Here is a 23,117-nt window from a genome sequence, read left to right as displayed (position 1 = left end):
ATTGGCCACAGGTCACCTGAACATCAATCGACTGACGAGAAGACGGCGATGGCACGGGCAATCTGGAAAGGCGCAATCAGTTTCGGTCTGGTGCACATCCCCGTGGCGCTGGTCTCGGCGACGTCTTCCCAAGGGATCGATTTCAACTGGCTCGACAGCCGCAGCATGGACCCGGTCGGCTACAAACGCGTCAACAAAGTCACCGGCAAGGAAGTCACCCAAGCGCACATCGTAAAAGGGGTCGAGTACGAAAAAGGGCGTTACGTGGTGCTCAGCGAAGAGGAGATTCGCTCGGCCCATCCACTCTCGACCCAAACCATCGACATTTTTGCCTTTGTCGACAGTGAGCAGATCCCCCTGCAAAACATCGACACGCCCTACTACCTGGCGCCGGATAAACGCGGCGGCAAGGTCTACGCGCTGCTGCGCGAAACCCTCAGCAAAACCGACAAGGTCGCCCTGGCCCGCGTTGTTCTGCATACCCGTCAGCACTTGGCGGCCGTCATGCCGCTGGAATCAGCCATGGTGCTGGTGATGCTGCGCTGGCCCGCCGAGGTGCGCAGCCTGGATCAACTGGAGCTGGGCAGTGAAGTGACCAAGCCGGATCTGGCCAAAGGTGAACTGGAGATGGCCAAACGGCTGGTGGAGGACATGAGCGCTGACTGGACGCCCGAGGAGTACCGCGACAGTTTCGAAGACAAGATCATGGCGCTGGTCGAGAAGAAGGCGAATGAAGGCAAAATCGAAACCGTCGAAACCGCTACAGGTGAAGAGGAACGCAAGACTGCCGATGTTATTGATCTGACCGAACTGCTCAAGCGCAGCCTTGGTGGCAAGGGGGGTGGTAAAGCGGCCAGTAAAGCCAAACCGACCGCAGACAAAAAAGCCACGAAGCATTCTCGTGGCTGACCGGTCATTGGAGTATCCATCAGTTATGCAGTAGAAGTACCGGCCTCTTCGCGAGCAAGCCCGCTCCCACATTGGATCTGTGTCGTTCACAAGCCCCATGTGGGAGCGGGCTTGCTCGCGAAGAGGCCATACGCCACAACACCAAACTCAGATCAAAACAAAAATCGCCAGCAACCCACCAAAAATCGCCCACTTCTCCAGATAGTAGCGCGCGCGGTTACGCTTCTTGAGCGCTTTGCCACGCAGTCGAATCTTGTAGATTCTGGCGAACAAGCGGTTGATGCCTCCGGTCTTGTCGCCGGCATCGTTCGGCGCACCCGCCGCCGCCATCACCGTACGGCTGAACCAGCTATTAAACGCCGCCGCCCAGCGATACTTCATCGGCCGCTCGATGTCACAGAACAGGATGATGCGGTTCTGCTGCGTGGTGTTTTCGGCGTAATGAATGAAGGTTTCATCGAACATCACCGCTTCGCCGTCGCGCCAATGGTAGTTCTCGCCGTCCACGTTGATGTAGCAACCCGCATCGTTCGGCGTTTCCAGCCCCAGGTGATAACGGTACGAGCCAGCATACGGATCGCGGTGGCGGACCAATTTGGATCCCGGTGGCAGTTCAGCAAACATGGCCGCCTTGATCGAGCCGATGCTTTGCACCAGTTCAGTCGTGCGCGGGCACAGCTTTGCGGCCGACGGGTGACTGTCGCCGTACCACTTGAGATAGAAACGCTTCCAGCCACTTTTGAAAAACGAGTTGAAACCGACGTCGTCGTACTGGTTCGAACGCTTGATCTCCCCGGCCTTGAGCAAACTCTGGCCCTCGGCGCGAATCTCTTCCCAATGAGCCTGCAAAGGGCTCAGGTCGGGAAAGTCCGCCGGATTGAGATAAGGCTTGTTGGGGATTTTCGAGAACAGATAAAGGAAGCAATTGATCGGCGCCAGAAACGTCGAATGATCGCTCAATTGGCGGCCCAGCTTATGGCGTACTTGACCGCGCAAGTGGACGTACGCGATGGAGAACACATAAATAGCGGCAATGATGAGTTTCACGGAAATTGTCACACGTCAGAAGTGAGCAAACTGCGTCCCGATGGCGCGTTCTTGAGCCCTGCCGACTGTCGGCAGGGGCTGAACAGATGGCATCTTAGCCACACTTTGTAACCAATGGTTAACCTTCAACTGTGAAAATGTGTCCACCGACCCCGCCGAAACATCCGCGGACTAACGCACCGTAACGCGAACCGCGCTCCCGTAGTAGCCTCCTGCCACGCCACCATTCGTCGCATATGAAAACGTGGCGCGCAATACGTAACCTGTCTGGCTTAGCCTTTGCAAAGGCCGGACCTGGCAGCCCCAGAACGACGTAATTCTGACGCGGCGGCAATTCAATTAACGCTTAAGGACCCCAGCGATACGCTTGGTCAGTCACCGGAGATGTAACGTGTCAACTCTCAATGAAATCGCAGCGAACCACGCGAGAATGGCTAAGGTAAAAGAGGAAGAGTCGACCGGACTGAGCGAGCGACACCTTCAAATAGTAGGAAGTATCGAAATCCCATCCATTGATGAGCAACAGCACATTCCACTGCACCTGATCAAAGGCGTGCAGGACAACCACCTCGGACAAGCCACGGGTTGCTTGCTCTGAGTCCCGACCTGATCAGTCGCCGGCTTGTCGCACGCGGGGGAAGAAATACTATTTCATGAGTCGGTCAATTGTTTTCAGTTTTGACCGACTGCGAGACACGTTATCGCCCGCCATACAACTGCCGTCACACTTATGCGACAATATGCGCAATGTCTGGCATGAATCCCGCCTTTATTGCCCAACAGCTTGGACACACCGTCCAGATGCTGCTCTCGACTTATGCGCGCTGGTTGAACTCTAGCGGTGGCTGGGGAGAGATGGAGAAACTCCAAAATGCCCCAGGAATGGCCCAAGCGCCAAATGCGCAGCTCGCAACCCATTGATAGGTAAAGTAATTGATCTCCACAGCTAACATCACGATGCAGTTCGGCGCCAAGCCGCTATTCGAAAACGTTTCGGTCAAATTCGGCGCGGGTAACCGCTACGGCCTGATCGGCGCCAACGGTTGCGGCAAGTCGACTTTCATGAAAATCCTCGGTAACGACCTCGAGCCGTCCGGCGGCCAGGTCATGCTCGAGCCGAACGTGCGTCTGGGTAAATTGCGCCAGGACCAGTTCGCCTACGAAGAATTTACCGTGATCGACACCGTGATCATGGGCCACGAAGAGCTGTGGAAGGTCAAGGCCGAGCGCGACCGCATCTATTCGCTGCCGGAAATGACTGAAGAAGACGGCATGGCCGTGGCCGAGCTGGAAACCGAATTCGCCGAAATGGACGGCTACACCGCTGAATCCCGTGCCGGCGAGCTGTTGCTGGGCCTGGGTATCGGCATCGAGCAGCACTTCGGCCCGATGAGCGAAGTGTCCCCGGGCTGGAAGCTGCGCGTGTTGCTGGCGCAGGCACTGTTCTCCGATCCTGAAGTGCTGTTGCTCGACGAACCGACCAACCACCTGGACATCAACACCATCCGCTGGCTGGAAAACATTCTGACCCAGCGCTCCAGCCTGATGATCATCATCTCCCACGACCGTCACTTCCTGAACAGCGTGTGCACCCACATGGCTGACCTGGACTACGGCGAGCTGCGCCTGTTCCCGGGCAACTACGACGAGTACATGACCGTGGCGACCCAGTCCCGCGAGCAACTGCTGTCGGACAACGCCAAGAAGAAAGCGCAAATCTCGGAACTGCAATCGTTCGTCAGCCGCTTCTCGGCCAACGCCTCGAAAGCCAAGCAAGCGACCTCCCGCGCCAAGGCGATCGACAAGATCCAGCTGGCCGAAGTCAAGCCTTCGAGCCGTGTGAGCCCGTTCATCCGTTTCGAACAAACCAAGAAGCTGCACCGTCAGGCGGTCATCGTCGAGCGCATGGCCAAAGGCTTCGACGGCAAGCCGCTGTTCAAGGACTTCAGCTTCCAGGTTGAAGCCGGCGAGCGCGTAGCGATCATCGGCCCGAACGGTATCGGTAAAACCACCCTGCTGCGCACCCTGGTCAACGAACTGACCCCGGATGCCGGCACCGTGAAGTGGACCGACGCCGCCGAACTGGGCTACTACGCCCAGGACCACGCTCACGACTTCGAAGATGACTGCAATCTGTTCGACTGGATGGGTCAGTGGACCCAGGGCGGCGAGCAACTGGTTCGCGGCACCCTCGGCCGCATGCTGTTCTCCAACGACGAGATCCTCAAGTCGGTCAAGGTCATCTCCGGTGGTGAGCAAGGTCGCATGCTGTTCGGCAAGCTGATCCTGCAAAAGCCGAACGTACTGATCATGGACGAACCGACCAACCACTTGGACATGGAATCCATCGAGGCGCTGAACCTGGCGCTGGAGAACTACCCGGGCACGCTGATCTTCGTCAGCCATGACCGTGAGTTCGTATCGTCCCTGGCCACCCGCATCATCGAGTTGAGCGCCGATGGCGTGATCGACTTCAGCGGCACCTATGACGACTACCTGCGTAGCCAGGGTGTGTTGATGTAAGACGGTTGTAAGCTGCAAGTGAAAAGCCCTGTCGTTGTGACGGGGCTTTTTGCATTTCAGGGCCAAGGAATGCTTTGGTGCTGACACCTTCGCGGGCAAGCCTCGCTCCTACAGGTTATGCGCAAACCTTGTAGGAGCGAGGCTTGCCCGCGAAGAGGCCCTCGATAACGCTGCAAAATTCAAAGGCCAACATAGTTAGCCTACTTCCTTTTATTCCCCGCCCACGCCATGATGCAACTCTCCTAACGCCGCCCGCGAACGAGCTCTCATGTCTGTGCAGCAGTTGCCCCCGCCAAGCGCCATGGCGATCACCCTGCAGATCGTTTCCATCGTCTTCTATACCTTCATTGCTTTCCTCTGCATCGGCCTGCCGATTGCGGTGTTGCCTGGGTATGTGCATGAACAATTGGGCTTCAGCGCCGTCGTGGCGGGGTTGACCATTGGCTCTCAATACCTGGCCACCCTGCTCAGCCGTCCCATGGCCGGACGTCTTTCGGACAGCGTCGGCACCAAGCGGGCGATTGTTTACGGGTTGTCGGGGATTGCGTTGAGCGGCGTGCTGACGCTGCTGTCGACCCTGCTGCAAAGTTTGCCGTGGTTGAGCCTGATGATCCTGATCGCCGGACGGTTGTTGCTGGGCATCGCTCAAGGGTTGATCGGGGTCGGCACGATCAGTTGGTGCATGGGCCAGGTCGGTACCGAGCACACGGCGCGTTCGATTTCCTGGAACGGAATCGCCTCATACGGTGCCATCGCCATCGGCGCGCCGCTCGGTGTGGTGATGGTCGCTGAACTAGGGTTCGCCAGCCTCGGGATTGCGCTGTCGTTACTGGCCGTGCTGGCGCTGCTGCTGATCCGCAACAAACCTTCGGTGCCAGTGATTCGCGGTGAACGGCTGCCGTTCTGGTCGGTGTTCGGGCGCATTGCTCCCTTCGGCGCGAGCCTGAGCCTGGCGTCCATCGGTTATGGCACGCTCACCACTTTTATTACCCTGTATTACATCAACCTTGGCTGGACCGGCGCGGCTTACTGCCTGACGGTGTTCGGGGTCTGTTTCATTCTGGCGCGACTGTTGTTCATTTCCAGCATCAGCCGTTTCGGCGGTTTCACCTCGGCCATTGCCTGCATGAGCATTGAAACCGTGGGCCTGGTCCTGTTGTGGCTGGCGCCCTCGAAGGGTTATGCCTTGATCGGCGCAGGCCTGACCGGGTTCGGCCTGTCGCTGGTCTATCCGGCGCTGGGGGTCGAGGCGATCAAGCAAGTGCCCAATTCCAGTCGTGGAGCGGGGTTGAGTGCTTATGCAGTGTTTTTCGATCTGGCACTGGCGATTGCCGGGCCGCTGATGGGCGCGGTGGCGTTGAACCTGGGGTATTCGTGGATTTTCTTGAGTGCGGCGTTGTTGTCGGTTGCCGGACTCGGTTTGACCTTGCTGCTGAAACACCGCGCAATGGCCTGACACCTGCAATCCCTTGTGGGAGCGAGCCTGCTCGCGATGGCGGCAGGACATTCAACAAATTAGTCGCCTGTCAGACCGCTATCGCGAGCAGGCTCGCTCCCACAGGGGTTCCGGGGCATTTACTGATCCGCGGTTTGCATGCCGGCGCGGGTGGGTTTGCCCAGGGCATGGGAGAAGAAGCGTCCGGCTTCGGAGATCATGTTGCGGTGTATATCCTTGCGATCGACGCCGTCGGCATCGGTGCACAACGCCGGCATGGCGGCGATCTGTTCTTCGTTGCAGGGCGCCATGAACACGAAGTGCCCTGCCCCGGCCAGCAATTTGAAGTCCGGTGCGGTCGGCAGCTTGCGCGCCAGGGCTGCGGCGTTCTTGTCGAACGCCACCAGTTTGTCGCCATCGCCGCTGTAAAGCAGTACCGGTACATGCACGTCGGCCAGGGTATGGCGGCCGAATTTCAGACTCAGCGGCGCCATCAGCAGCAAGGCATGCACGCGGGGGTCCGCCACTGGCTGCAAGTCATCGCGATCGACGATCAATTCACCTTGAGTGTTGCAGGCATCGTGGTCGTCCGGGCGTTCCTGGCAATAACGGCGCAGACGATCCAGGTCGGGCGTGGCGCCGGACAGGATCAACGCCGTCTCACCACCCGCCGAATAGCCAATCACTCCGACCTGATCGGCATTGACGAAGGGCGCGAGCATACGATCGCCCAACGTCGCGCTAATGGCTTGGGAAATCTGGATCGGCCTGCCGTAAAGATTGCTCAAGGTACCGAGTCGGCTGTGGTCTTTGGAGTTGTCGCCGGGATGGATCACCGCCACCACCACAAAGCCCTTGCGTGCCAACGATGTGGCGAGGTCATGCAGGGCTAGCGGCGTTCCGGTGTTGCCGTGGGACAGCATGAGCATCGGGTAACGGCCGATGGCGACCTTGGTGTCTTCACCGGCTTCGACTGTATAGCCCTCGAGCTTGCTGGAATGTTCCTTGTCGCTGGATGGGTAAAAGGCGATGGCGCGCATCGGCTGCAAATCCAGCGGATCGAGGAACGTCATCTCATGGAAACCGACACTCCAGTGAGGATGCGGCGCAGGCGCGGCTTGCACTGAATTCAGGCTGCCAAGCAGACCAATCAGTAGCGTTGCACAAAGACGCACCATGGGATGCCCCACCCTGTTACCTGCCCGCCGATATTAGCCCTCGACTGCATAACCTGGGCCAGAAACTGATCACCGCCAGAAACAAAAAACTCCGTACCTGGCCATCATGCTGACCAGAATACAGAGTTTCAGAGGTATTGCCCGAGCTGTTTACGACTTTACGCAAGCCTTACGCGGCAGCGAACAACTGCTCGCTGATGTGCGCCTGAGCGTCGCTCATGGCTTTGGTGCGCACTTCATCACCGTAAGCCAGGCCATGGGCGCGGACGAACTCGATGTCGGTGATGCCGATGAAGCCGAACAGCACTTTCAGATAGTCTTCGTGCGCAACCCCGGTCGCTTGACCTGCATGCAGACCACCGGCAGTCGAGACGATCACGACTTTCTTCCCGCCGCACAGGCCTTCAGGGCCGGCTTCGGTGTAGCGGAAGGTCTGACCGGCCACGGCGATGCGGTCGATCCAGGCCTTGAGTTGGGTCGGGATGGTGAAGTTGTACATCGGCGCGGCAATCACGACGGCATCGGCGGCGAGGAATTCGGCCAGGGCCTGCGCGCTCAGATCGGCTTCGTGCTGTTGCGCGGCGTTGCGCAGCTCAGCGGCGGTGCCGGCGGCAACCAGGGTGGTGGCGGAGAAATGGCTGATGGCATCGGCGGCCAGGTCGCGGTAAGTCACCACAACGCCAGGCTCGGCGGCTTGCCAGGTTTTGACGACTTCGCCGCTCAGCTGACGGGAAGCCGAGTTGTCACCCAGAATGCTCGAATCGATATGCAGTAATTTCATGTGGGATCTCCAAGGTGAGGATCGCCACCGGCGATCTGATGGAGACAATCCTACCAACGAAACCAATAGCTGATTAGTCGGTAACAATGCGATAGTTCGTCCCACTGATAGAACAGTCGAGTTTGAATCATGCAAGACCTCAACGACCTCTACTACTTCGCCAAAGTGGTCGACGCCGGCGGCTTCGCGGCGGCCGGGCGTTTGCTGGGGATTCCCAAGTCGCGCTTGTCGCGACGCATCGCCGAGCTGGAAGAACGCCTGGGCGCGCGTCTGCTGCAACGCACCACTCGCCAACTCAACCTGACCGCCGTGGGCGAGCGTTACTTGCGGCATTGTCAGGCGATGCTGCTGGAGGCCGAGATGGCCGACGAAGCGGTGGCCAGCATGTCCAACGAGCCCCGGGGGCGCTTGCGAGTGTCCTGTCCCGTTGGATTAGCCCACGAAATTCTGCCTGGGGTGATCAGTAACTTCCTGGAGAAATTCCCTCAGGTTCAGCTGGAGATTATGCTGCTCAACCGTCGGGTTGATCTGGTGACCGAGGGCGTCGACGTCGCCTTGAGAGTGCGGGATCTGGGTGATGAAGACCCATTGCTGGTCACCCGCCGTTTACGTCAGGCGCAAACCGTCATGGTCGCCAGCCCGGCGTTTCTTCGCGAGCGGCAGATCAAGACGCCGGACGATTTGAAAAACGTGCCGATGCTGGGCGCCCTGGAGGCCGATCGGCTGGTGCATCTGCGTATGCTCGACCAGCACGGCAAGGCCTGTGACATGGCGTTCGAAGCCCGCCTGGGGATCGATGACTTTCTCGTACGCAGGGCTTGTACGCTGTCCGGATTGGGTTTCACCGTGTTGCCAATGATGTATTGCGAGCAGGAGCTGGAAAACGGCTCGCTGGTGCAACTGTTGCCCGACTGGTCATTGCCGGGCGGCTGGCTGCAAGCCGTCTACCCTCATCGACGCGGGGTGATGCCGGCCGTGCGCGCCTGGATCGACCATTTGATCGAATCATTCAATGCTTGTGGGGACAGACTGTTATGAAAGCGGGATTAATTAGCGAAGAGGACGTCGCGCAATACTGCCTGGCGCTGCCCGGTGCGCGGGAGGACTACAAGTGGGGTGGCGTGCGGGTGTTTTCGATTGCCGGGAACAAGATGTTCGCCTTGCAGAACCTGCGGGGACAGTCCCTGGCCTTCAAGGTCGACAAGGACCTGTTCCTGGGCCATTGCGACCGGCCGGGCATTCACCCGGCGCCGTATCTGGCCCGGGCTCAGTGGATCATCATGGAAACGCCCTACCCGCTGGGCGCCGAAGAGCTGCAAGGCTTGTTGCAACGTTCCCACCAATTGGTGGTGAGCAAGTTGCCCAAGCGCACGCAGGTCGGCTTGCTGCTTTAAAGTGCTTTAAAACAACGCAAACAGGTTAGCGCCCAGAAACAGCTGGTCGATCCAGAACACTTGATGCATCAGCACGATGAGCCAGAACACCAACTGAAACGAAACCTTGCGGGTCTTGTGCCGAAACACTTGCTGGGCCAGCAAGGCGCCCGGCCAACCACCCGCCAGTTCCACCGCGTGCAGAACGTTTTCCGGCGTGCGCCAGCTGTCGGTGCGGGCCTTGTGCTTGTCGCTCCAGTACAGGAAAAACGCCAGCACGCTGACGATGCCGTACGCCGCCAGGGGAATTACCGACACCCCGCGCAGCCACAGCGACACCGAGCCAAACAATGGCACTGCGCACAGCACAGCGAACACCAGCAGTTTCAGCCGTGGGTTCTGAATCGCGCGCCCGGGGTTGTTGCGTGCGGCGGAGCCATTCATTGCTTGACCGCTGTCCAGTCGACCCAGCCGAATTGCCAAGTGGCCAGGATCACCAGACCGAACGCAATGCGATACCAGGCGAACACTGCATAGCTGTGGCTGGCAATAAAGATGAGCAAGCCGCGAACGGCGATCATTGCAAAGATAAAGGCGGTGACGAAACCAATGGCAAACACCGGAAAATCAGCCGGCACAAACAGATTGCGGTATTTGTAGCCGGAGTACACCGCCGCACCGACCATGGTCGGCATGGCGAGGAAGAACGAGAACTCGGTGGCTGTCTTGCGCGACAACCCGAACAGCAAACCACCAATGATCGTCGAGCCGGAACGCGAAGTCCCGGGGATCATCGCCAGGCATTGGGCGAAGCCGACTTTCAGGGCGTCTTTCCAAGTGATGTCATCGACGCTTTCAGCATGCACTTCATGCTGACGGCGTTCGGCCCACAACATGACGATCCCGCCCACGACCAGTGCAGTGGCCACGGTAATCGGGTTGAACAGGTACTCGTGAATCAAATCGGCGAAAATCACCCCCAATACCACAGCCGGCAGGAAGGCAATCAGCAGGTTCGCGGTAAAGCGTCGAGCGCTGGGTTGCGTCGGCAAACCGATAACCACGTCAAAGATCTTGCGGCGAAACGCCCAGACCACCGCCAGGATCGCCCCGAGCTGGATGATGATATTGAAGGCCATGGCCCGCTCGCCCCCAAAGTTGAGCAAGTCCGCCACAATGATCTGGTGCCCGGTACTGGAAATGGGCAAGAACTCGGTCAGCCCTTCTACAACCCCTAAAATCAATGCCTGAAAGGCGGTCCAAAGATCCATCAATCCCCCAAGAAGCGATGCCCCCAGGCATGCTCCGTTAATAATGTTTAGAGCGCTAACCGCGATCGGCGTCAGCGCAAGCCCCACACGCACAAGATCCCTACAAAACCGTAAAAATTCCGTGAACTTTCAACTTGGGCTCAGGTTTTTCCGTGCGGGGCCGAAATCCTATCAGACACGCCTCATTTACGCTGCCGCGTAATAGGACCTGAGTCGCATAGGCCCGATCGGCAAAGTGTGGTTGGATGCTGGCGATCGTTTATAACAAGAACAAGAAAACGGAGTAAAAGCGTTATGAACAGCTTGCGCAGTGTGTCGATCAGCCGACGCTTGTGGCTCATCTTGATCGTGGCCGTGGTGATGCTATTGACGTTGGGTGTGTTGATGCTCAAGCAGATTCACGACGACCTCTATGAGGCCAAGGCTGAAAAGACCCAACACGTGGTGCAGACCGCCAGTGGCATCCTGACCTACTACCACAGCCTGGAAACCGCCGGCACCCTTACCCGCGATGCAGCGCAAAAGCAGGCACTCACTGCCGTGCGCGGATTGCGCTACAGCCAGAATGACTATTTCTGGATCAACGATCTGACGCCCGTCATGGTCATGCACCCGACCAATCCGAAACTGGAAGGCCAGAACCTCTCGACGATCCGCGACCCGGACGGTTTCGCGCTGTTCAACGAGATGGTCGCCATCGCCAAGGCCAAGGGTGCCGGCATGGTCGACTACCGCTGGCCGAAACCGGGCGCCAGCGCGCCGGTGGAAAAAACCTCCTACGTCAAACTGTTCGAGCCCTGGGGTTGGGTGATCGGCTCGGGCGTGTACATCGATGACATGCAGGCCGAGTTTTATGCGCAGGTCTGGAAAGCGTCTTTCGTGGGTCTGGTGATTGCCCTGATCATGGCGCTGCTGGTGATCATGATTGCCCGCAGCATCGTGCGCCCGCTGCAGGAAGCCGTGAACGCCATGGCCAATATCGCCAGCGGTGAAAGCGACCTGACCCGCAGCCTCGATACCCATGGCCAGGACGAAGTCACGCAACTGGCCCGGCACTTCAACGCCTTTACCGCCAAACTGCGCCTGGTGATCAGTCAGTTGCAAGTGTCCGCCGGCGCACTGGGCCAGTCTTCCAGCGAACTGGGCAACGATGCCGCGCAGGCTCAGCAACGCAGCCAGCAGCAATCTCAACAAATGGAACTGGTGGCGACCGCGATCAACGAAGTGACCTACGGCGTGCAAGATGTGGCCAAAAACGCCGAGCACGCGGCCAGCGAAATGCGCAATGCCGAGTCTGAGGCGCAACAGGGGCAGGTCAACATCGACGGCAGCCTGCAGCAGATCGACAAGCTGTCGTCGACCATCGATCAAGCCGTCGAAGTGATTCGCACGCTGGCCGCTGAAAGCACGCAAATCGGCAGCGTTCTGGAAGTGATCCGCTCCATCGCCGAGCAAACCAACTTGCTGGCCCTCAACGCCGCCATCGAAGCCGCCCGGGCCGGCGAGCAAGGACGAGGGTTTGCGGTGGTCGCCGATGAAGTGCGCCTGCTGGCCCAGCGCACCCAGAAGTCCACGGCGGAAATCCAGTCGATGATCGAACGCCTGCAAAGTCATTCCGAAGCGGCGGTCAAAGTAATTAGCGACAGCAGCCGTGCGTCGCAACTGACCATCGAGCAGGCCGGCCTGGCCGGTGCCAGCCTGAATGCCATCGGCCAGGCCTTGCGCAACCTCAACGGGCTGAACGCATCGATTGCCAGTGCGACCTTGCAGCAGGCCCATGTGGTGGAAGACATCAATCAGAACGTCACCCAGGCAGCCGGGTTGTCCCACAGCACGGCACTGGCGGCCGAACAGTCGAGCGTAGCCAGTGCTCACCTCAAGGAACTGAGCGAACAGTTGAACGGGTTGCTCAAGCAGTTTCGGGTGTAACTCAAGCGAGTGAACCGCTTTTCGTAGGAGCCAAGCTTGCCGGCGAAGGCGCTCTTAAGGACGCCTTCGCCGGCAAGCCTGGCTCCTACATGTCCGATTTACCCCAATGCCACAACAAGCCCATTCCCCACAATCCGGGTACAATTCGCCCCCCTCATTTCTACGACACCAAGGAGCCTCCATGTCCGGGCTTGAACTGTTTGCCGCCGCACTCGGTGTAATTGCCGTCTGGTTGACGGTCAAACAGAACCCCTGGTGCTGGCCGATCGGCCTGGTCATGGTGCTGCTATATAGCTGGATCTTTTTTGAGGTGAAGCTGTACTCGGACATGCTGCTGCAGGTCGTCTACGCCGCCTTGCAGCTGTATGGCTGGTGGCAGTGGACCCAAGGCGGGCATGCGCATCAGGGACGCCAGGTCAGCCGGCTCGACAGTCGATCGGTGGCGCTCAGCCTGGCCATCGGCGCCCTCGGCAGTCTGCTGCTGGGCGCTGCCATGGCGAACTGGACCGATGCCGCCCAACCCTGGCTCGACGCCGCGCTGACCGGCTTCAGCCTGGTGGCGCAATTGTGGATGGCACAAAAACGCGTGCAGTGCTGGCCGCTGTGGATCGTCCTGGACTGCATTTTCGTCGGCCTGTTCCTGTACAAGGGGATGTATCTGACTGCTGCCCTGTATGGCCTGTTCACCCTGCTGGCCATTCAAGGCTGGCGCACATGGCGCAGCGATCCGCTGCTGTGCCCATGAAGGTGTTGGTGCTGGCAGGGCCGGAATCCAGCGGCAAAAGCTGGCTTTCGAGCGAGATTCACGGCAATTTTGGAGGCATATTGGTCGGCGAGTACGTTCGGCATTTCATCGAAAGTGAAGCCCGCGAAACCCTCTACGAGGACATTACATCCATCGCACAGGGCCAGCTGACTTGGGAAGATGAAGCACGCGCCAAACAGCCGTCACTGTTGATTCTCGATACGCACCTTTTAAGCAATATCCTATGGAGTCGCACTTTGTTTGGCGCTTGCCCGACGTGGATCGAGCAAGTATTGCTGGCACGGCACTACGATCTGCATTTGCTGCTGAGCCCTGAAACCGTGGCCTGGCATGACGACGGGCAGCGTTGCCAACCGCAACTGGCAGAACGCCAGGCGTTTTTCCAGGCCAGCCGCCAATGGCTTGATCTGCACCGCCAGCCTTGCCAGGTTCTGCAAGGTGATTGGATACAGCGCAAGGACGCGGCATTCGAGGCGGTGACGCGTTTACTCAAGGCCTGACAGGGGTCCCCGCCCGCTTTGGCGCAAATGTCCATTCCTGAAACACCCACCCCTGCGCAAACCCGCGAGCTAACGCGGCCCGAGCGCCCCAGCAAGAAAATGTTAAGCCACTGATACAACCTGCCTACAGCGCCCTTGAGCGAGCAATGTCGCCAGCATCGACGGCGCTTTTGCGTGGTTCTGTCTCAGTGGCGTTACAAAATTTTTCTGACCACCTCGACAATTGAAGTCAACCAACTGTTTTTAAAAGAAAAACAAAAAACGGCACACCTCCTGCTCTCTTCCTCGCAACGCTGATAAGGGCCCAGCGTTCCATTTACAGAAGGAATTGCCGCCGTGGGGAAATTTGATAAAAGCATCTATAGCTTCCTGCTGATCGGATTCGCACTGGGCTCAAGTGTCTGCCTGCCCGTACAGGCTGACAACGGCATCATTATTATCAAACGTGATGTCCAACCGCGCATGGCAACGCGTGCGCCGGTGATTCCCGACCCTAACCCCACGACCGCCAATGCCAACCCGTCCAAACAAATCCTCAGGCAAACGAACGAGTTGAGCGACGGCGACTTTGCCAGTGTTGCCAGTGGTGCAGGCATCACACGCCTGGTCAATCAAGGCTCCAATAACCTGGGCGGCAATATCACCAACCAGACCCAGCTTTCCAACCTCCCCGCTGGACGTTCGGGAAACTCGGGCAACGGTATTGCCAACATGGTCAATTCAAACATCCAGCAAGGCCTGGGTGCTCTGAAAGTCGTAACGGGAGACCGTTAAGATGAATCGTACGCTGCTGATGTTCGCCATGTTTTGCAGTGCATCGACCTTTGCCCAACCTCCCGTCATCAATAACGCCGAAATCGACGGTTCGGGCATGCAGTACCAGGGCAACCTCTCGGTCAACCAGGCTGCCGGCGATCTACAGCAACAGGCTAACGCCCGGGCCATCGCTATTGGCACCAACGCCAGTGCTACCACACAGATTCGCCAACGGCTGCGTACGCAGGTCGACCCCAAAATCGATGCTCGATCCAGCATTCAAGGCGACTCCTTCAGCCACGGCAACGGCGTACTGGGCGTCAACCAGAGCGCGGGCGCCAGCAACCAGCAAGCCAATGCCCTGCGGATAAGCATCAGTACACAGCCGCAAAGTATCGACGACAGCGTCCTCATGCAGCAAAACGTGGCGCTGATCACCAGTTCCGATCCAACTGACTCTGCACCAGGTTATCGCCAGGTCGCTACCAGCGATCAGGCCTTCACCGGTAGCCGTGGGGTGATCCAGTTGAATCAGATCGCCGGGGTGGGAAACCGAACGGCCAACACCCTGAGCGTACGGGTCACGGATTGACCCAAACAGGTAGAAACAACACTTAACCTAAAATAAGTACGGAGAATCACCATGAAACCTTCGATGGCACTCAAGCCTCTGGTTTTCGCAATTGCTGCGGTCATGGCTGTTGCTGTACAAGCTGGGCAGAACGATCGTCGTGACAATGGCCACCACAATGGTCATCACAACAACGGTCACCACACCCCTCCTCCAACCAAGATCCCTGTCTATGCGACTGCCAATGCCTGGGATAACCAGAGCAGTACCGACAACCGCATACGCAACGAAGGGACCATCAACGAAGCTGAGATGACCAGCTCTGCCACAGGCGCCAGCGGCAACGTCGGCGTCAACGTGGCTGCGGGTAGCGGCAACCAACAAGATAACGCGGCCGCCATCGCAAATGCTGCCTCAAACTCGAGTCAGGATAATAGCTTCGTGTTCGGCACTGCCACGGCCACCGCCGACGTCACGCAATACAGCGACAATAACAGGGTCAACAACTTCGGCAGCACAGCCTCTGCCGTGATGAGCGGGTCGGGTAATAGCGGCAGCGGTAATATGGGTATCAACATTGCTGGCGGCGACCTTAACCAACAGAAAAACACCATGGCAATTGCCAACACCAATGCCCCGCTCGGTAACGCAACAGCCACCGCCTCTGCCGATCAACAAGGTCCTGGCCTGGTAGTGAATAACAACGCCGATCGGACGTACCGCCTGGATACGTTCACAGTTACCAACTCGGCCAGCGGTAGTTTCTCTCGCGATAAGTCATCCGAGGCTAGCGGCAGTAAAAGCTCTTCTTCGAGCTGGGACGCGAGCGGTTCCAGGAGCTCTGAAGCCAGCGGTTCCAAAAGCGTTGATATAAGCGGTTCTCGCAGCAGTAATGCGAGCGGCTCTAGCAGCAGTGATGCGAGCGGTTCCAACAGCAGCAGTGCAAGCGGTTCTTCGAGTGCTTCGTTGAATGCTTCCTTGAGCGCTACGCTGGACGCTACTGCGGCGGCTTCCAGCTCCACTACCTTCAATAATGGCTTTGGCGATCGCACCCGCAGCAGGTCTTCCGACGCATCGCTTAACGCATCGCTGGACGCAACGCTTGACGCATCGGTAGACAGATCGTTCGACAGATCGCGTGACTCTTCGTACGACAGATCGCGTGATTCCTCGTACGACAGATCGCGCGATTCCTCGTTCGAAAAATCGTTCGATAAATCGTACGAGAAATCGTCCGCCTCCTCGTACGAAAAATCGGGCAGTAAGTCGTCCGAGTCTGAGTACGCAAAAGCGAAAAGCTGGAGTGAAAGCAGCTCTTATGATTTGAGCAACACCTACTCCTATCAAGTGCTGACTCCAACTGGCTGGGCAAACCCTGTGACCAACACTGCAACCCTGAGCGGTTCGGTGAATGGCGGCAGTGGCAACCTGGGCGTCAACGTGGCTGCTGGTGTGGGCAACCAACAAAGCAACTCGCTGGCCATTTCCAACAACTCGTTCTAATGCTGTCTCTGGAGGCCCCCTTACGGGGGCCTTTTTCAACACAACCAAGGGGCGTCCCACCATGCGAATTATCGCCTTGGCATTGTTGCTTTGCGTGGCCAGCGTGATCGAGGCTGCACAGATGCCACTTTCCATCCTGCCGGGTGGCGCGGTGGTGTACAAGCCGATCCAGAGCGTACGCGAGCGTAAATTTGCCGACCTGGTGCAACAGAAAACCGACTTCAGTTGCGGCGCAGCTGCGCTGGCGACCGTATTGCGCCAGGGCTATTGGCTGGACGTGAATGAAGAACAGATCATCGAAGGCATGCTGGCACATTCCGATCAAGATCTAGTCCGCGTCCAGGGTTTCTCCATGCTCGACATGAAGCGTTACGTGGAAAGTATCGGCATGCGGGCCCGTGGCTACCGGGTATCGCCGGAGTCCTTGAACGACATCAGAATCCCGGTGGTGGTACTCATGGATATCCGTGGCTACAAACATTTTGTGGTCATGCAAAAAGTCCATCAGGGCTGGGTATATATCGGAGATCCGGTACTCGGTCATAAACGCTACAAGGTCGAGGACTTTGTAAAGGGCTGGAACGGCATCATCTTTGCCGTCATCGGTCAGGGCTACGACAAAACCAATGCATTGCTCGACCCACCCATGCCACTGACCGCCAAGAACCGCATCAACACCTTCAGCCCGGTGCGAGACACAGAGTTGATGGATTTCGGATTCATCCGAAGCGACTTCTTCTAATGACAAGGAGCACGACGCTCCGGGAGCATCCAATGAAGACTCCAATCTGGCTAGCCGTGGTTTGCCTGGCCGCCAGCGTGCCGACCCAGGCACAGACGTTCAAACCCATTGAATTGAAGGATCAGGAATTGGCGACCCTGCGAGGCCGCTATGTCATGCCGGGACGGGTCATCAGCTTCGGCATTGTCATGACCAGCACTTGGCAAAATGCCAACGGTGAAGTGATCGGGGCAACGTCCTCGATGCAAATTCAACAATCGACCATCAAGCCACAGTTCTATGTGTCGATGATCGACGAAAAAGGTAATGGCTCAGCGCATTCGCAAGGCACCGGTACCGTCACTGGCGGCAACGGCCTCAACAGCACCGAAGGCGTCACTCAAGTCGTGCGTGCCGCCGGCGACCATAACACTGCCTACAACAACGTTTATGTCAACGTCACAAAGGCTAGCCAAGCACCAGCAACGCAACAGCAGGGCCAGGCATTGGCCGCAGGCTCGACGTTGGTCGGCGCCAATGACGCGGGCGCGCTCAGCGTTTCCTCGACCGGTACCGGTGTGCAACTTAACATCGTGGCCAGCAACAACCAGGGCAGTACTGTACAACGCCTGGGCCAGGGTGGGCTGATGCAGAACACGACTTTGCTCGGCGGTAGCAACCAGGTCCGCAACCTCACATCCTTCAATGTCGTGCTGCGTGACAACGTGTCGACAACCGGGTCGCTGAACGGCAACCTGGACCAGCTGAAAGGTCTTCGCACTCAAGGATTCTGATCTACGCTCAGTCTCACCAGATGTAGTCAGAAGGGACGACTAACCCATGCACCGATCGTTGACGTTCAAAGCTATCGTTTGTTTGAGTAGCCTGGCCCCGGCCACACTGCTGTACGCAGCACCGGACCCCCAGGTCGAAGCACTAAAACAAGAACTCATGGAGTTGAAACAACGTTACGAAGCACAACAAAACGCGTTGATGGTACTCGAGCAACGCGTTCGCCAAGTCGAAGAAACTCCTGCGACACCTGCTCCCAAACGCCTGACCAAATCCCCCGCAGAAACGCCCAGGAGTGGCCAGACGGTGGCCGCCGGTGCGCCGGGAACCACAGGCAGTTCATACGGCCAATCGCTCAAGGATGATTCGGCGCCTGCGCAAAGCGTTTCCAACCTGTATGACGAAGCCAGCGGCTTCTTCGGTGGCGGCAAGTTCAGCGTCGAAACCGGCCTGACCTACACGCACTACGATACCCGTGCATTGGTACTCAACGGCTTCCTGGCACTGGATGCGATTTTCCTCGGCAACATCAACCTCGACCGTATCAAGGCGGATAACTGGACCCTGGACCTGACCGCCCGCTACAACGTGGCACAACGTTGGCAGTTCGACATTAACGTCCCCGTGGTTTATCGCGAATCAACGTATTCCTCCGGTGGCGCCGGTGGCGCAGGCCCGGTGACGTCGGAGGCAACCGTTACCCGCGACCCGACCATCGGCGATGTGAACTTTGGCGTTGCTTACAAGTTTCTGGATGAGTCGCCCAATCGACCCGACGCGGTCTTTACAATGCGCGTCAAGGCGCCGACCGGTAAGGACCCTTACGGCATCAAGCTGGTCAATGACCCGAACAACGATAACCTCTCGGTACCCGAGGACTTGCCTACCGGCAATGGTGTCTGGTCGATCACCCCGGGTATCTCGCTGGTCAAGAGCTTCGACCCGGCCGTGCTGTTCGGCAGCCTGGCCTACACCTACAACATGGAAGATTCTTTCAGCGACATCAGCCCTCAGGTCGGCTCCAAGGTGAAAGGGGACGTGAAACTGGGCGATTCCTGGCAGGTCGGCGCCGGCATTGCATTCGCCTTGAACGAGAAGATGAGTATGTCGTTCTCGTTCACCGATCAGTTCGCCCGCAAGAGCAAGATCAAGCCGGACGGTGGCGATTGGCAATCGATTTCCAACAGCGATTACAACTCGGCCAACTTCAACATCGGCATGACCCTGGCGGCAACCGATAACCTGACGATCGTTCCCAACCTGGCCATCGGCCTGACCGACGACTCGCCAGACTTTTCCTTCAGCCTGAAATTCCCGTACTACTTCTAATCCGGCACCCACAAAAAGCCCGCCTTTTCGGCGGGCTTTTTTGTTGATTCTGTAGGAGCGGGCTTGCCCGCGAAGAACGCTACGCGGTTTAACTGGACCACCGCGCTATCGTTCTTCGCGGGCAAGTCGGATCGCCGCACCGCTCGCTCCTACGGGTCTGCAATCGCTCAACGTATCTGATGTTTGTGCAACAAACGGTAGAAGGTAGGCCTGGATACCCCCAGCACCTTGGCGGCGATGCTCAAATTATCGCTGTGGCGGTTAAGTACATCGCACAAGGCCTGGCGCTCTGCCCGGCGCTTGTAGTCTTCCAGCGTGTCCATCGGCGTGGCAATGGCCTGCTGGCTGATCAGCCCCAGGTCTCGCGCCTCGATCTGCCGGCCTTCGGCCAGTACCAACCCGCGACGTACCCGGTTGGCCAGCTCGCGAACATTGCCCGGCCAGTCATGCTTGCCCATGGCAATCAAGGCGTCTTCGCTGAAGCTGCGCGGACGGCGGCCGGTTTCATGGCTGTAGAAATGGGAAAAGTGGTTGGCCAGCATCAATAAGTCACCATGGCGCTCACGCAGTGACGCGGTGACGACTTGCAGCACGTTCAGGCGGTAGTACAGATCTTCACGAAAGCGTTTCTTCTCGATGGCGGCTTCAAGGTCGACGTGGGTCGCCGCCAAAACCCGCACATCCACCGGAATCGGCTGACTGCCGCCTACACGTTCGATGTGCTTTTCCTGCAGGAAGCGCAGCAGATTGGCTTGCAACTCCAGGGGCAAATCACCGATCTCATCGAGAAACAGTGTTCCGCCGTTGGCCGCTTCGATCCGCCCGACCTTGCGCTGATGAGCACCGGTAAAGGCCCCTTTCTCGTGGCCAAACAGTTCGGACTGGATCAAGTGTTCGGGAATCGCGCCGCAATTGATCGCCACGAACGGTTTGCTGTGACGCTGGGATTGTCGATGCAGGGTGCGAGCGACCAATTCCTTGCCGGTCCCGCTTTCACCGCGGATCAGCACCGGAGATTCGGTGGGTGCCAGTTTGCTCAGCAATTTGCGCAGTTCGCGAATCGGTTTGCTGTCGCCGAGCAGTTCGTGTTCAGGCTGATCGATATGAACCGTGCCCTGGCCGCGCAGGCGCGCCATGCCGAACGCTCGGCCCAGGGTCACCTGAACCCGTGAGACATCGAACGGCAGGGTATGAAAGTCAAAAAACCATTCGCAAACGAAGTCCCCGACATTTTGCAATCGCAGGACTTCTTGATTCAGCACCGCAATCCACTCGGTACCGCTACGGGTGATCAATTCCTTGACGGCTTCCGGGCGCTCCAGATGAAAGGGCTGTAAACGCAACAAGCCGACATCGCAGGTTCGCTCGGTGGCGTTTTCCAGGGTACAGCTATCGACATCCCAACCCACTGCGCGTAAACCCGGCAACAAACGGTGGCAGTCGTCGCAAGGATCCACTACTAACAGACGTCGTAAGGCAGGCGCTTCGATCATGACTGTTCCTTGACGCCAAATTTTAGGAAATATTATTAAAAACAGTCATTTGGCGAGCTTCGTTGTAACACTAGCAAGATTTTGACGCGGGCTTGTATCGATTGCTTATAGGGCTGTTTGCTTATTAGTTATAAGAAGTCACTTGGTTAGTTACCTAACGAGTTGAACCTTTCATTCAGCTTTCAGAAACGGCCTGAATATCGAATCAAACAAAGAAAGTTGAAATTTCTTTTGATTGTGTGTGACCCAAACCCCAGTTGCGGGCATCAGTACAAGTAACCAGCCGAACGGTAAGCCCAACCGACGGCACATCACTTGATTGGGCATATAGAGAGAAGATCCCATGAACGCCCCGCTCCGTATCAACGAAGCACTTTTGATTGCCGACCGCGCATTCCAACCCTTTCAATGCGTGGCCTGGGCACCACAAGACGGTAATGGCGAGCTCAGCCTGACCGTCATCGATCGCACTAACACTCGCATCAGCCGCAAACAAATTCCAAGCAGCGCCTATTCCGATCCCGAGCAACTCGAACACTTGCTGGAAGAAGCCCGTGCCGAGTTGAGCCTGGAAGGTTACAAACTGCAATCGTGGTCCATGCCGCACTAATGTTTTCGCGGATTACCTCCCGGTAATCCGCGCCCCCTCCTCTTCCTCTTAGTTGACGATTTTCTACGGTCAGCTGCGCAACGCCACTCACCTGTTCCAACGTTTAACCCGCCTAATTACTTGGCAGACTGGTCAGTGGTTCGAAAAGACACTGTTCTGGCACAAAACGCCCCTTTCCCGACAGTAATGGCAGTTGAACATCAGCGCATTCAGGGATTGAATGTTTTGCTCATGCAGTCACCCCCCGGCCACCCGGAGAAGGACGACTGCCAAGGAGATGCGTGCATGTCACTTCAGACTGCTTTTGCTTTACCTGCAACCGTGAAGGACGCCGGGCAGCTCGATACGCATTTCGCTGGCACCGGCAAGACTCAAGTGTATTTCGCCGGCAGTACCTTCAGCATGGCCAATGGCGTTGCGATTGACCACGCCGGCCGGTTACTGGTGGCGGCAAAAGTCGGCACGCCAGGTGGCAGCCGCTTTGGCCTGGCTCGCCTGCTAGAGAACGGTTCGGCGGATCTGGCATTCGGCAAGCAAGGCAGCATCATCGGGCAGTTCGTCCATGGCTTTGAGGCCGTGGCTGTCAAGGTGCGAGTGCTGCCGGACGGCAACATTCTGGTGGCCGGCCTGCACTACGAAAATGCTCACCGCACACTGCCCGCTCTGGCGATGTTCGATCAGCAAGGCTGCCCGGTCCAGGGTTTTGGCGACAAGGGATGCTACGTAGTGCGTCTGCCGGGTAATCTTTCCCGCGGGGCTGGCGATACCTGGTTAGCGTCCGGTGTACCGGGGGCCGTAGCCTGTGATGTCTGCGTGCAGGAAGATGGTCGAATCTTGCTGCTGGCCAATCATCACTACGAACTGACCGATCACGTCGGCATGCTGATACGGCTCAACGCCGACGGCTCGCTGGACAGCACCTTCAACGGTCGTGGCTTCGTCATGGTCAGGCACTTGCTGATGAACACCTGGCTCAGCAACCTGATGGTGCAACGCGATGGCCGGATCCTGGTGAGCGGATCGATCAATTTTCCCGAGGAAGGTCTGCTGGCGCGTTATCACACGGATGGTCGGCTGGACGACGGCTTCGCCGTGGATGGTTTTATGACCTTCAAGGCACAGGACCGCAGCGCTCGGGTCTGCCAGATCGTCCAGCATGAAAATGGTGACTTGCATTGTTTTGGCAGCAGTCGCGACCCGATGCGCTGCCTGTCCCTGAAAGTTCACAGCAATGGCCGGCCGGATGTTCACTGCAACGGTGGCCAGCCAAAGCTACTGGGAGTCTGCCGCAGTGGTTGCCACTGGACCGCCGCCGGGGTTCAGCCGGACGGCCGTGTGCTGACCGTCGGAGCGACGATGGGCGGGGTCGACGCCGATTTTATTCTCGCCCGGCATTTACCCAATGGGCAACTGGACCGCAGTTTTGCCAAGGGCATCGGCTGGGTTCGCACATGCCTGAGTCGTGGTCCGAATACCGCTACTTCATTGGCTGTACAGGCCGATGGTTGCATCGTCGTAGGCGGCTATTCACTGGACGGAAACTACCGCGCAGTCGTCGCACGTTACCAGTGCTAGGCCAAGGTCATTTTCCGCACTTGATCTTCCCTCTTTGTTACGGCAAGTTGCGTGC

23 protein-coding genes and 1 pseudogene are annotated in these 23,117 nt (G+C 57.9%); 18 read left to right on the top strand and 6 right to left on the bottom strand.

The window, feature by feature from the left end:
- Positions 1–48: 48 nt before the first annotated feature.
- The gene (gene ku, locus ACA044_RS14150) at positions 49–909 is read left to right on the top strand and encodes a non-homologous end joining protein Ku (protein ID WP_497446900.1); all 861 of its coding nucleotides are present in this window, start codon (positions 49–51) and stop codon (positions 907–909) included.
- A gap of 147 nt (positions 910–1,056) precedes the next feature.
- On the opposite strand, the gene lpxO is transcribed toward ku, so the two are convergent.
- A complete protein-coding gene (gene lpxO / locus ACA044_RS14145) occupies positions 1,057–1,956 on the bottom strand; it encodes a lipid A hydroxylase LpxO (RefSeq protein WP_497446899.1) in 900 nt (299 codons plus the stop codon).
- A 391-nt stretch (positions 1,957–2,347) separates the two neighbouring features.
- On the opposite strand from lpxO, the gene ACA044_RS14140 reads away from it, so the two are divergent.
- The 4 genes and pseudogenes from ACA044_RS14140 (at position 2,348) to ACA044_RS14125 (ending at position 5,935) form a co-directional block, all read left to right on the top strand.
- Positions 2,348–2,554 carry a hypothetical protein gene (locus tag ACA044_RS14140; protein ID WP_497446898.1) on the top strand — a complete coding sequence of 69 codons (207 nt, stop codon included), beginning with the start codon at positions 2,348–2,350 and terminating at the stop codon, positions 2,552–2,554.
- 98 nt (positions 2,555–2,652) lie between these two features.
- A pseudogene (locus ACA044_RS14135) lies at positions 2,653–2,877 on the top strand (site-specific integrase); the annotation flags it as partial.
- Positions 2,878–2,889: 12 nt separating this feature from the next.
- Positions 2,890–4,479: an ABC-F family ATPase gene (locus ACA044_RS14130; RefSeq protein ID WP_497446897.1), complete on the top strand. Its 1,590-nt coding sequence runs from the start codon at positions 2,890–2,892 to the stop codon at positions 4,477–4,479.
- A gap of 268 nt (positions 4,480–4,747) precedes the next feature.
- On the top strand, positions 4,748–5,935 hold the full coding sequence (locus tag ACA044_RS14125; RefSeq protein ID WP_497446896.1) for an MFS transporter: 1,188 nt from the start codon (positions 4,748–4,750) through the stop codon (positions 5,933–5,935).
- A 119-nt stretch (positions 5,936–6,054) separates the two neighbouring features.
- On the opposite strand, the gene ACA044_RS14120 is transcribed toward ACA044_RS14125, so the two are convergent.
- Positions 6,055–7,092, bottom strand: a complete 1,038-nt coding sequence (locus ACA044_RS14120; RefSeq protein WP_497446895.1) for an alpha/beta hydrolase family protein — start codon at positions 7,090–7,092, stop codon at positions 6,055–6,057.
- Positions 7,093–7,261: 169 nt separating this feature from the next.
- Entirely contained in the window at positions 7,262–7,873 is a 612-nt protein-coding gene (locus ACA044_RS14115) for an FMN-dependent NADH-azoreductase (RefSeq protein WP_497446894.1), read from the bottom strand.
- A 129-nt stretch (positions 7,874–8,002) separates the two neighbouring features.
- Between ACA044_RS14115 and ACA044_RS14110 the strand changes: the two genes are divergently transcribed.
- Positions 8,003–8,911, top strand: coding sequence for a LysR substrate-binding domain-containing protein (locus tag ACA044_RS14110; protein WP_497446893.1), 909 nt, complete (start codon positions 8,003–8,005; stop codon positions 8,909–8,911).
- Positions 8,908–9,267 carry an MmcQ/YjbR family DNA-binding protein gene (locus ACA044_RS14105; protein WP_497446892.1) on the top strand — a complete coding sequence of 120 codons (360 nt, stop codon included), beginning with the start codon at positions 8,908–8,910 and terminating at the stop codon, positions 9,265–9,267. Before ACA044_RS14110 ends, ACA044_RS14105 begins: the two co-directional genes overlap by 4 nt.
- 6 nt (positions 9,268–9,273) lie before the next feature.
- Here the strand turns inward: ACA044_RS14105 and ACA044_RS14100 are convergent, their stop codons facing one another.
- Both ACA044_RS14100 and ACA044_RS14095 read right to left on the bottom strand, forming a co-directional pair.
- Positions 9,274–9,690, bottom strand: coding sequence for a DUF1294 domain-containing protein (locus tag ACA044_RS14100; protein WP_497446891.1), 417 nt, complete (start codon positions 9,688–9,690; stop codon positions 9,274–9,276).
- Positions 9,687–10,517, bottom strand: a complete 831-nt coding sequence (locus tag ACA044_RS14095; protein WP_497446890.1) for an undecaprenyl-diphosphate phosphatase — start codon at positions 10,515–10,517, stop codon at positions 9,687–9,689. The genes ACA044_RS14100 and ACA044_RS14095 overlap by 4 nt, the downstream gene beginning before the upstream one ends.
- Positions 10,518–10,811: 294 nt before the next feature.
- Between ACA044_RS14095 and ACA044_RS14090 the strand changes: the two genes are divergently transcribed.
- The 9 genes from ACA044_RS14090 (at position 10,812) to fapF (ending at position 19,384) form a co-directional block, all read left to right on the top strand.
- Positions 10,812–12,446 (top strand): methyl-accepting chemotaxis protein, encoded by a 1,635-nt coding sequence (locus tag ACA044_RS14090; protein WP_497446889.1) that lies wholly within the window; start codon positions 10,812–10,814, stop codon positions 12,444–12,446.
- A gap of 181 nt (positions 12,447–12,627) precedes the next feature.
- Positions 12,628–13,191, top strand: coding sequence for a nicotinamide riboside transporter PnuC (pnuC, locus tag ACA044_RS14085; RefSeq protein WP_497446888.1), 564 nt, complete (start codon positions 12,628–12,630; stop codon positions 13,189–13,191).
- On the top strand, positions 13,188–13,712 hold the full coding sequence (locus ACA044_RS14080) for an AAA family ATPase (RefSeq protein ID WP_497447222.1): 525 nt from the start codon (positions 13,188–13,190) through the stop codon (positions 13,710–13,712). Before pnuC ends, ACA044_RS14080 begins: the two co-directional genes overlap by 4 nt.
- Positions 13,713–14,048: 336 nt before the next feature.
- On the top strand, positions 14,049–14,486 hold the full coding sequence (gene fapA, locus ACA044_RS14075) for a functional amyloid chaperone FapA (protein ID WP_497446887.1): 438 nt from the start codon (positions 14,049–14,051) through the stop codon (positions 14,484–14,486).
- 1 nt (position 14,487) lies between these two features.
- Entirely contained in the window at positions 14,488–15,060 is a 573-nt protein-coding gene (gene fapB / locus ACA044_RS14070) for a fibril amyloid subunit FapB (protein ID WP_497446886.1), read from the top strand.
- Between the two features lie 51 nt (positions 15,061–15,111).
- Positions 15,112–16,542 carry an amyloid-like fimbrin subunit FapC gene (fapC, locus tag ACA044_RS14065; protein ID WP_497446885.1) on the top strand — a complete coding sequence of 477 codons (1,431 nt, stop codon included), beginning with the start codon at positions 15,112–15,114 and terminating at the stop codon, positions 16,540–16,542.
- 61 nt (positions 16,543–16,603) lie between these two features.
- Positions 16,604–17,284, top strand: coding sequence for a fibril amyloid maturation endopeptidase FapD (gene fapD / locus ACA044_RS14060; RefSeq protein WP_497446884.1), 681 nt, complete (start codon positions 16,604–16,606; stop codon positions 17,282–17,284).
- 32 nt (positions 17,285–17,316) lie between these two features.
- Positions 17,317–18,057, top strand: coding sequence for a fibril amyloid subunit FapE (gene fapE / locus ACA044_RS14055; RefSeq protein WP_497446883.1), 741 nt, complete (start codon positions 17,317–17,319; stop codon positions 18,055–18,057).
- 46 nt (positions 18,058–18,103) lie between these two features.
- Positions 18,104–19,384: a fibril amyloid transporter FapF gene (gene fapF, locus ACA044_RS14050; protein ID WP_497446882.1), complete on the top strand. Its 1,281-nt coding sequence runs from the start codon at positions 18,104–18,106 to the stop codon at positions 19,382–19,384.
- Positions 19,385–19,551: 167 nt separating this feature from the next.
- On the opposite strand, the gene ACA044_RS14045 is transcribed toward fapF, so the two are convergent.
- Positions 19,552–20,877, bottom strand: coding sequence for a sigma-54 dependent transcriptional regulator (locus ACA044_RS14045; protein ID WP_497446881.1), 1,326 nt, complete (start codon positions 20,875–20,877; stop codon positions 19,552–19,554).
- A 343-nt stretch (positions 20,878–21,220) separates the two neighbouring features.
- Here ACA044_RS14045 and ACA044_RS14040 point away from each other — a divergent pair, with 343 nt between their 5' ends.
- Positions 21,221–21,487, top strand: a complete 267-nt coding sequence (locus tag ACA044_RS14040) for a hypothetical protein (protein WP_497446880.1) — start codon at positions 21,221–21,223, stop codon at positions 21,485–21,487.
- Positions 21,488–21,772: 285 nt separating this feature from the next.
- Positions 21,773–23,062 (top strand): delta-60 repeat domain-containing protein, encoded by a 1,290-nt coding sequence (locus ACA044_RS14035; protein WP_497446879.1) that lies wholly within the window; start codon positions 21,773–21,775, stop codon positions 23,060–23,062.
- Positions 23,063–23,117: the final 55 nt, after the last annotated feature.

Source organism: Pseudomonas sp. LBUM1673 (assembly GCF_059695645.1).
The sequence above is the reverse complement of the archived record's forward strand: the minus strand, read 5'-3'. Positions and strand labels throughout refer to the sequence as shown.

Coding starts and splice junctions, on each gene's coding strand:
- ku (WP_497446900.1), top strand. CDS start 49: ATGGCACGGGCAATCTGGAAAGGCGCAATCAGTTTCGGTCTGGTGCAC.
- ACA044_RS14090 (WP_497446889.1), top strand. CDS start 10,812: ATGAACAGCTTGCGCAGTGTGTCGATCAGCCGACGCTTGTGGCTCATC.
- ACA044_RS14040 (WP_497446880.1), top strand. CDS start 21,221: ATGAACGCCCCGCTCCGTATCAACGAAGCACTTTTGATTGCCGACCGC.
- ACA044_RS14105 (WP_497446892.1), top strand. CDS start 8,908: ATGAAAGCGGGATTAATTAGCGAAGAGGACGTCGCGCAATACTGCCTG.
- ACA044_RS14115 (WP_497446894.1), bottom strand. CDS start 7,873: ATGAAATTACTGCATATCGATTCGAGCATTCTGGGTGACAACTCGGCT.
- ACA044_RS14080 (WP_497447222.1), top strand. CDS start 13,188: ATGAAGGTGTTGGTGCTGGCAGGGCCGGAATCCAGCGGCAAAAGCTGG.
- ACA044_RS14045 (WP_497446881.1), bottom strand. CDS start 20,877: ATGATCGAAGCGCCTGCCTTACGACGTCTGTTAGTAGTGGATCCTTGC.
- pnuC (WP_497446888.1), top strand. CDS start 12,628: ATGTCCGGGCTTGAACTGTTTGCCGCCGCACTCGGTGTAATTGCCGTC.
- ACA044_RS14100 (WP_497446891.1), bottom strand. CDS start 9,690: ATGAATGGCTCCGCCGCACGCAACAACCCCGGGCGCGCGATTCAGAAC.
- ACA044_RS14120 (WP_497446895.1), bottom strand. CDS start 7,092: ATGGTGCGTCTTTGTGCAACGCTACTGATTGGTCTGCTTGGCAGCCTG.
- ACA044_RS14125 (WP_497446896.1), top strand. CDS start 4,748: ATGTCTGTGCAGCAGTTGCCCCCGCCAAGCGCCATGGCGATCACCCTG.
- ACA044_RS14095 (WP_497446890.1), bottom strand. CDS start 10,517: ATGGATCTTTGGACCGCCTTTCAGGCATTGATTTTAGGGGTTGTAGAA.
- ACA044_RS14110 (WP_497446893.1), top strand. CDS start 8,003: ATGCAAGACCTCAACGACCTCTACTACTTCGCCAAAGTGGTCGACGCC.
- fapC (WP_497446885.1), top strand. CDS start 15,112: ATGAAACCTTCGATGGCACTCAAGCCTCTGGTTTTCGCAATTGCTGCG.
- fapF (WP_497446882.1), top strand. CDS start 18,104: ATGCACCGATCGTTGACGTTCAAAGCTATCGTTTGTTTGAGTAGCCTG.
- fapE (WP_497446883.1), top strand. CDS start 17,317: ATGAAGACTCCAATCTGGCTAGCCGTGGTTTGCCTGGCCGCCAGCGTG.
- fapB (WP_497446886.1), top strand. CDS start 14,488: ATGAATCGTACGCTGCTGATGTTCGCCATGTTTTGCAGTGCATCGACC.
- fapD (WP_497446884.1), top strand. CDS start 16,604: ATGCGAATTATCGCCTTGGCATTGTTGCTTTGCGTGGCCAGCGTGATC.
- ACA044_RS14035 (WP_497446879.1), top strand. CDS start 21,773: ATGTCACTTCAGACTGCTTTTGCTTTACCTGCAACCGTGAAGGACGCC.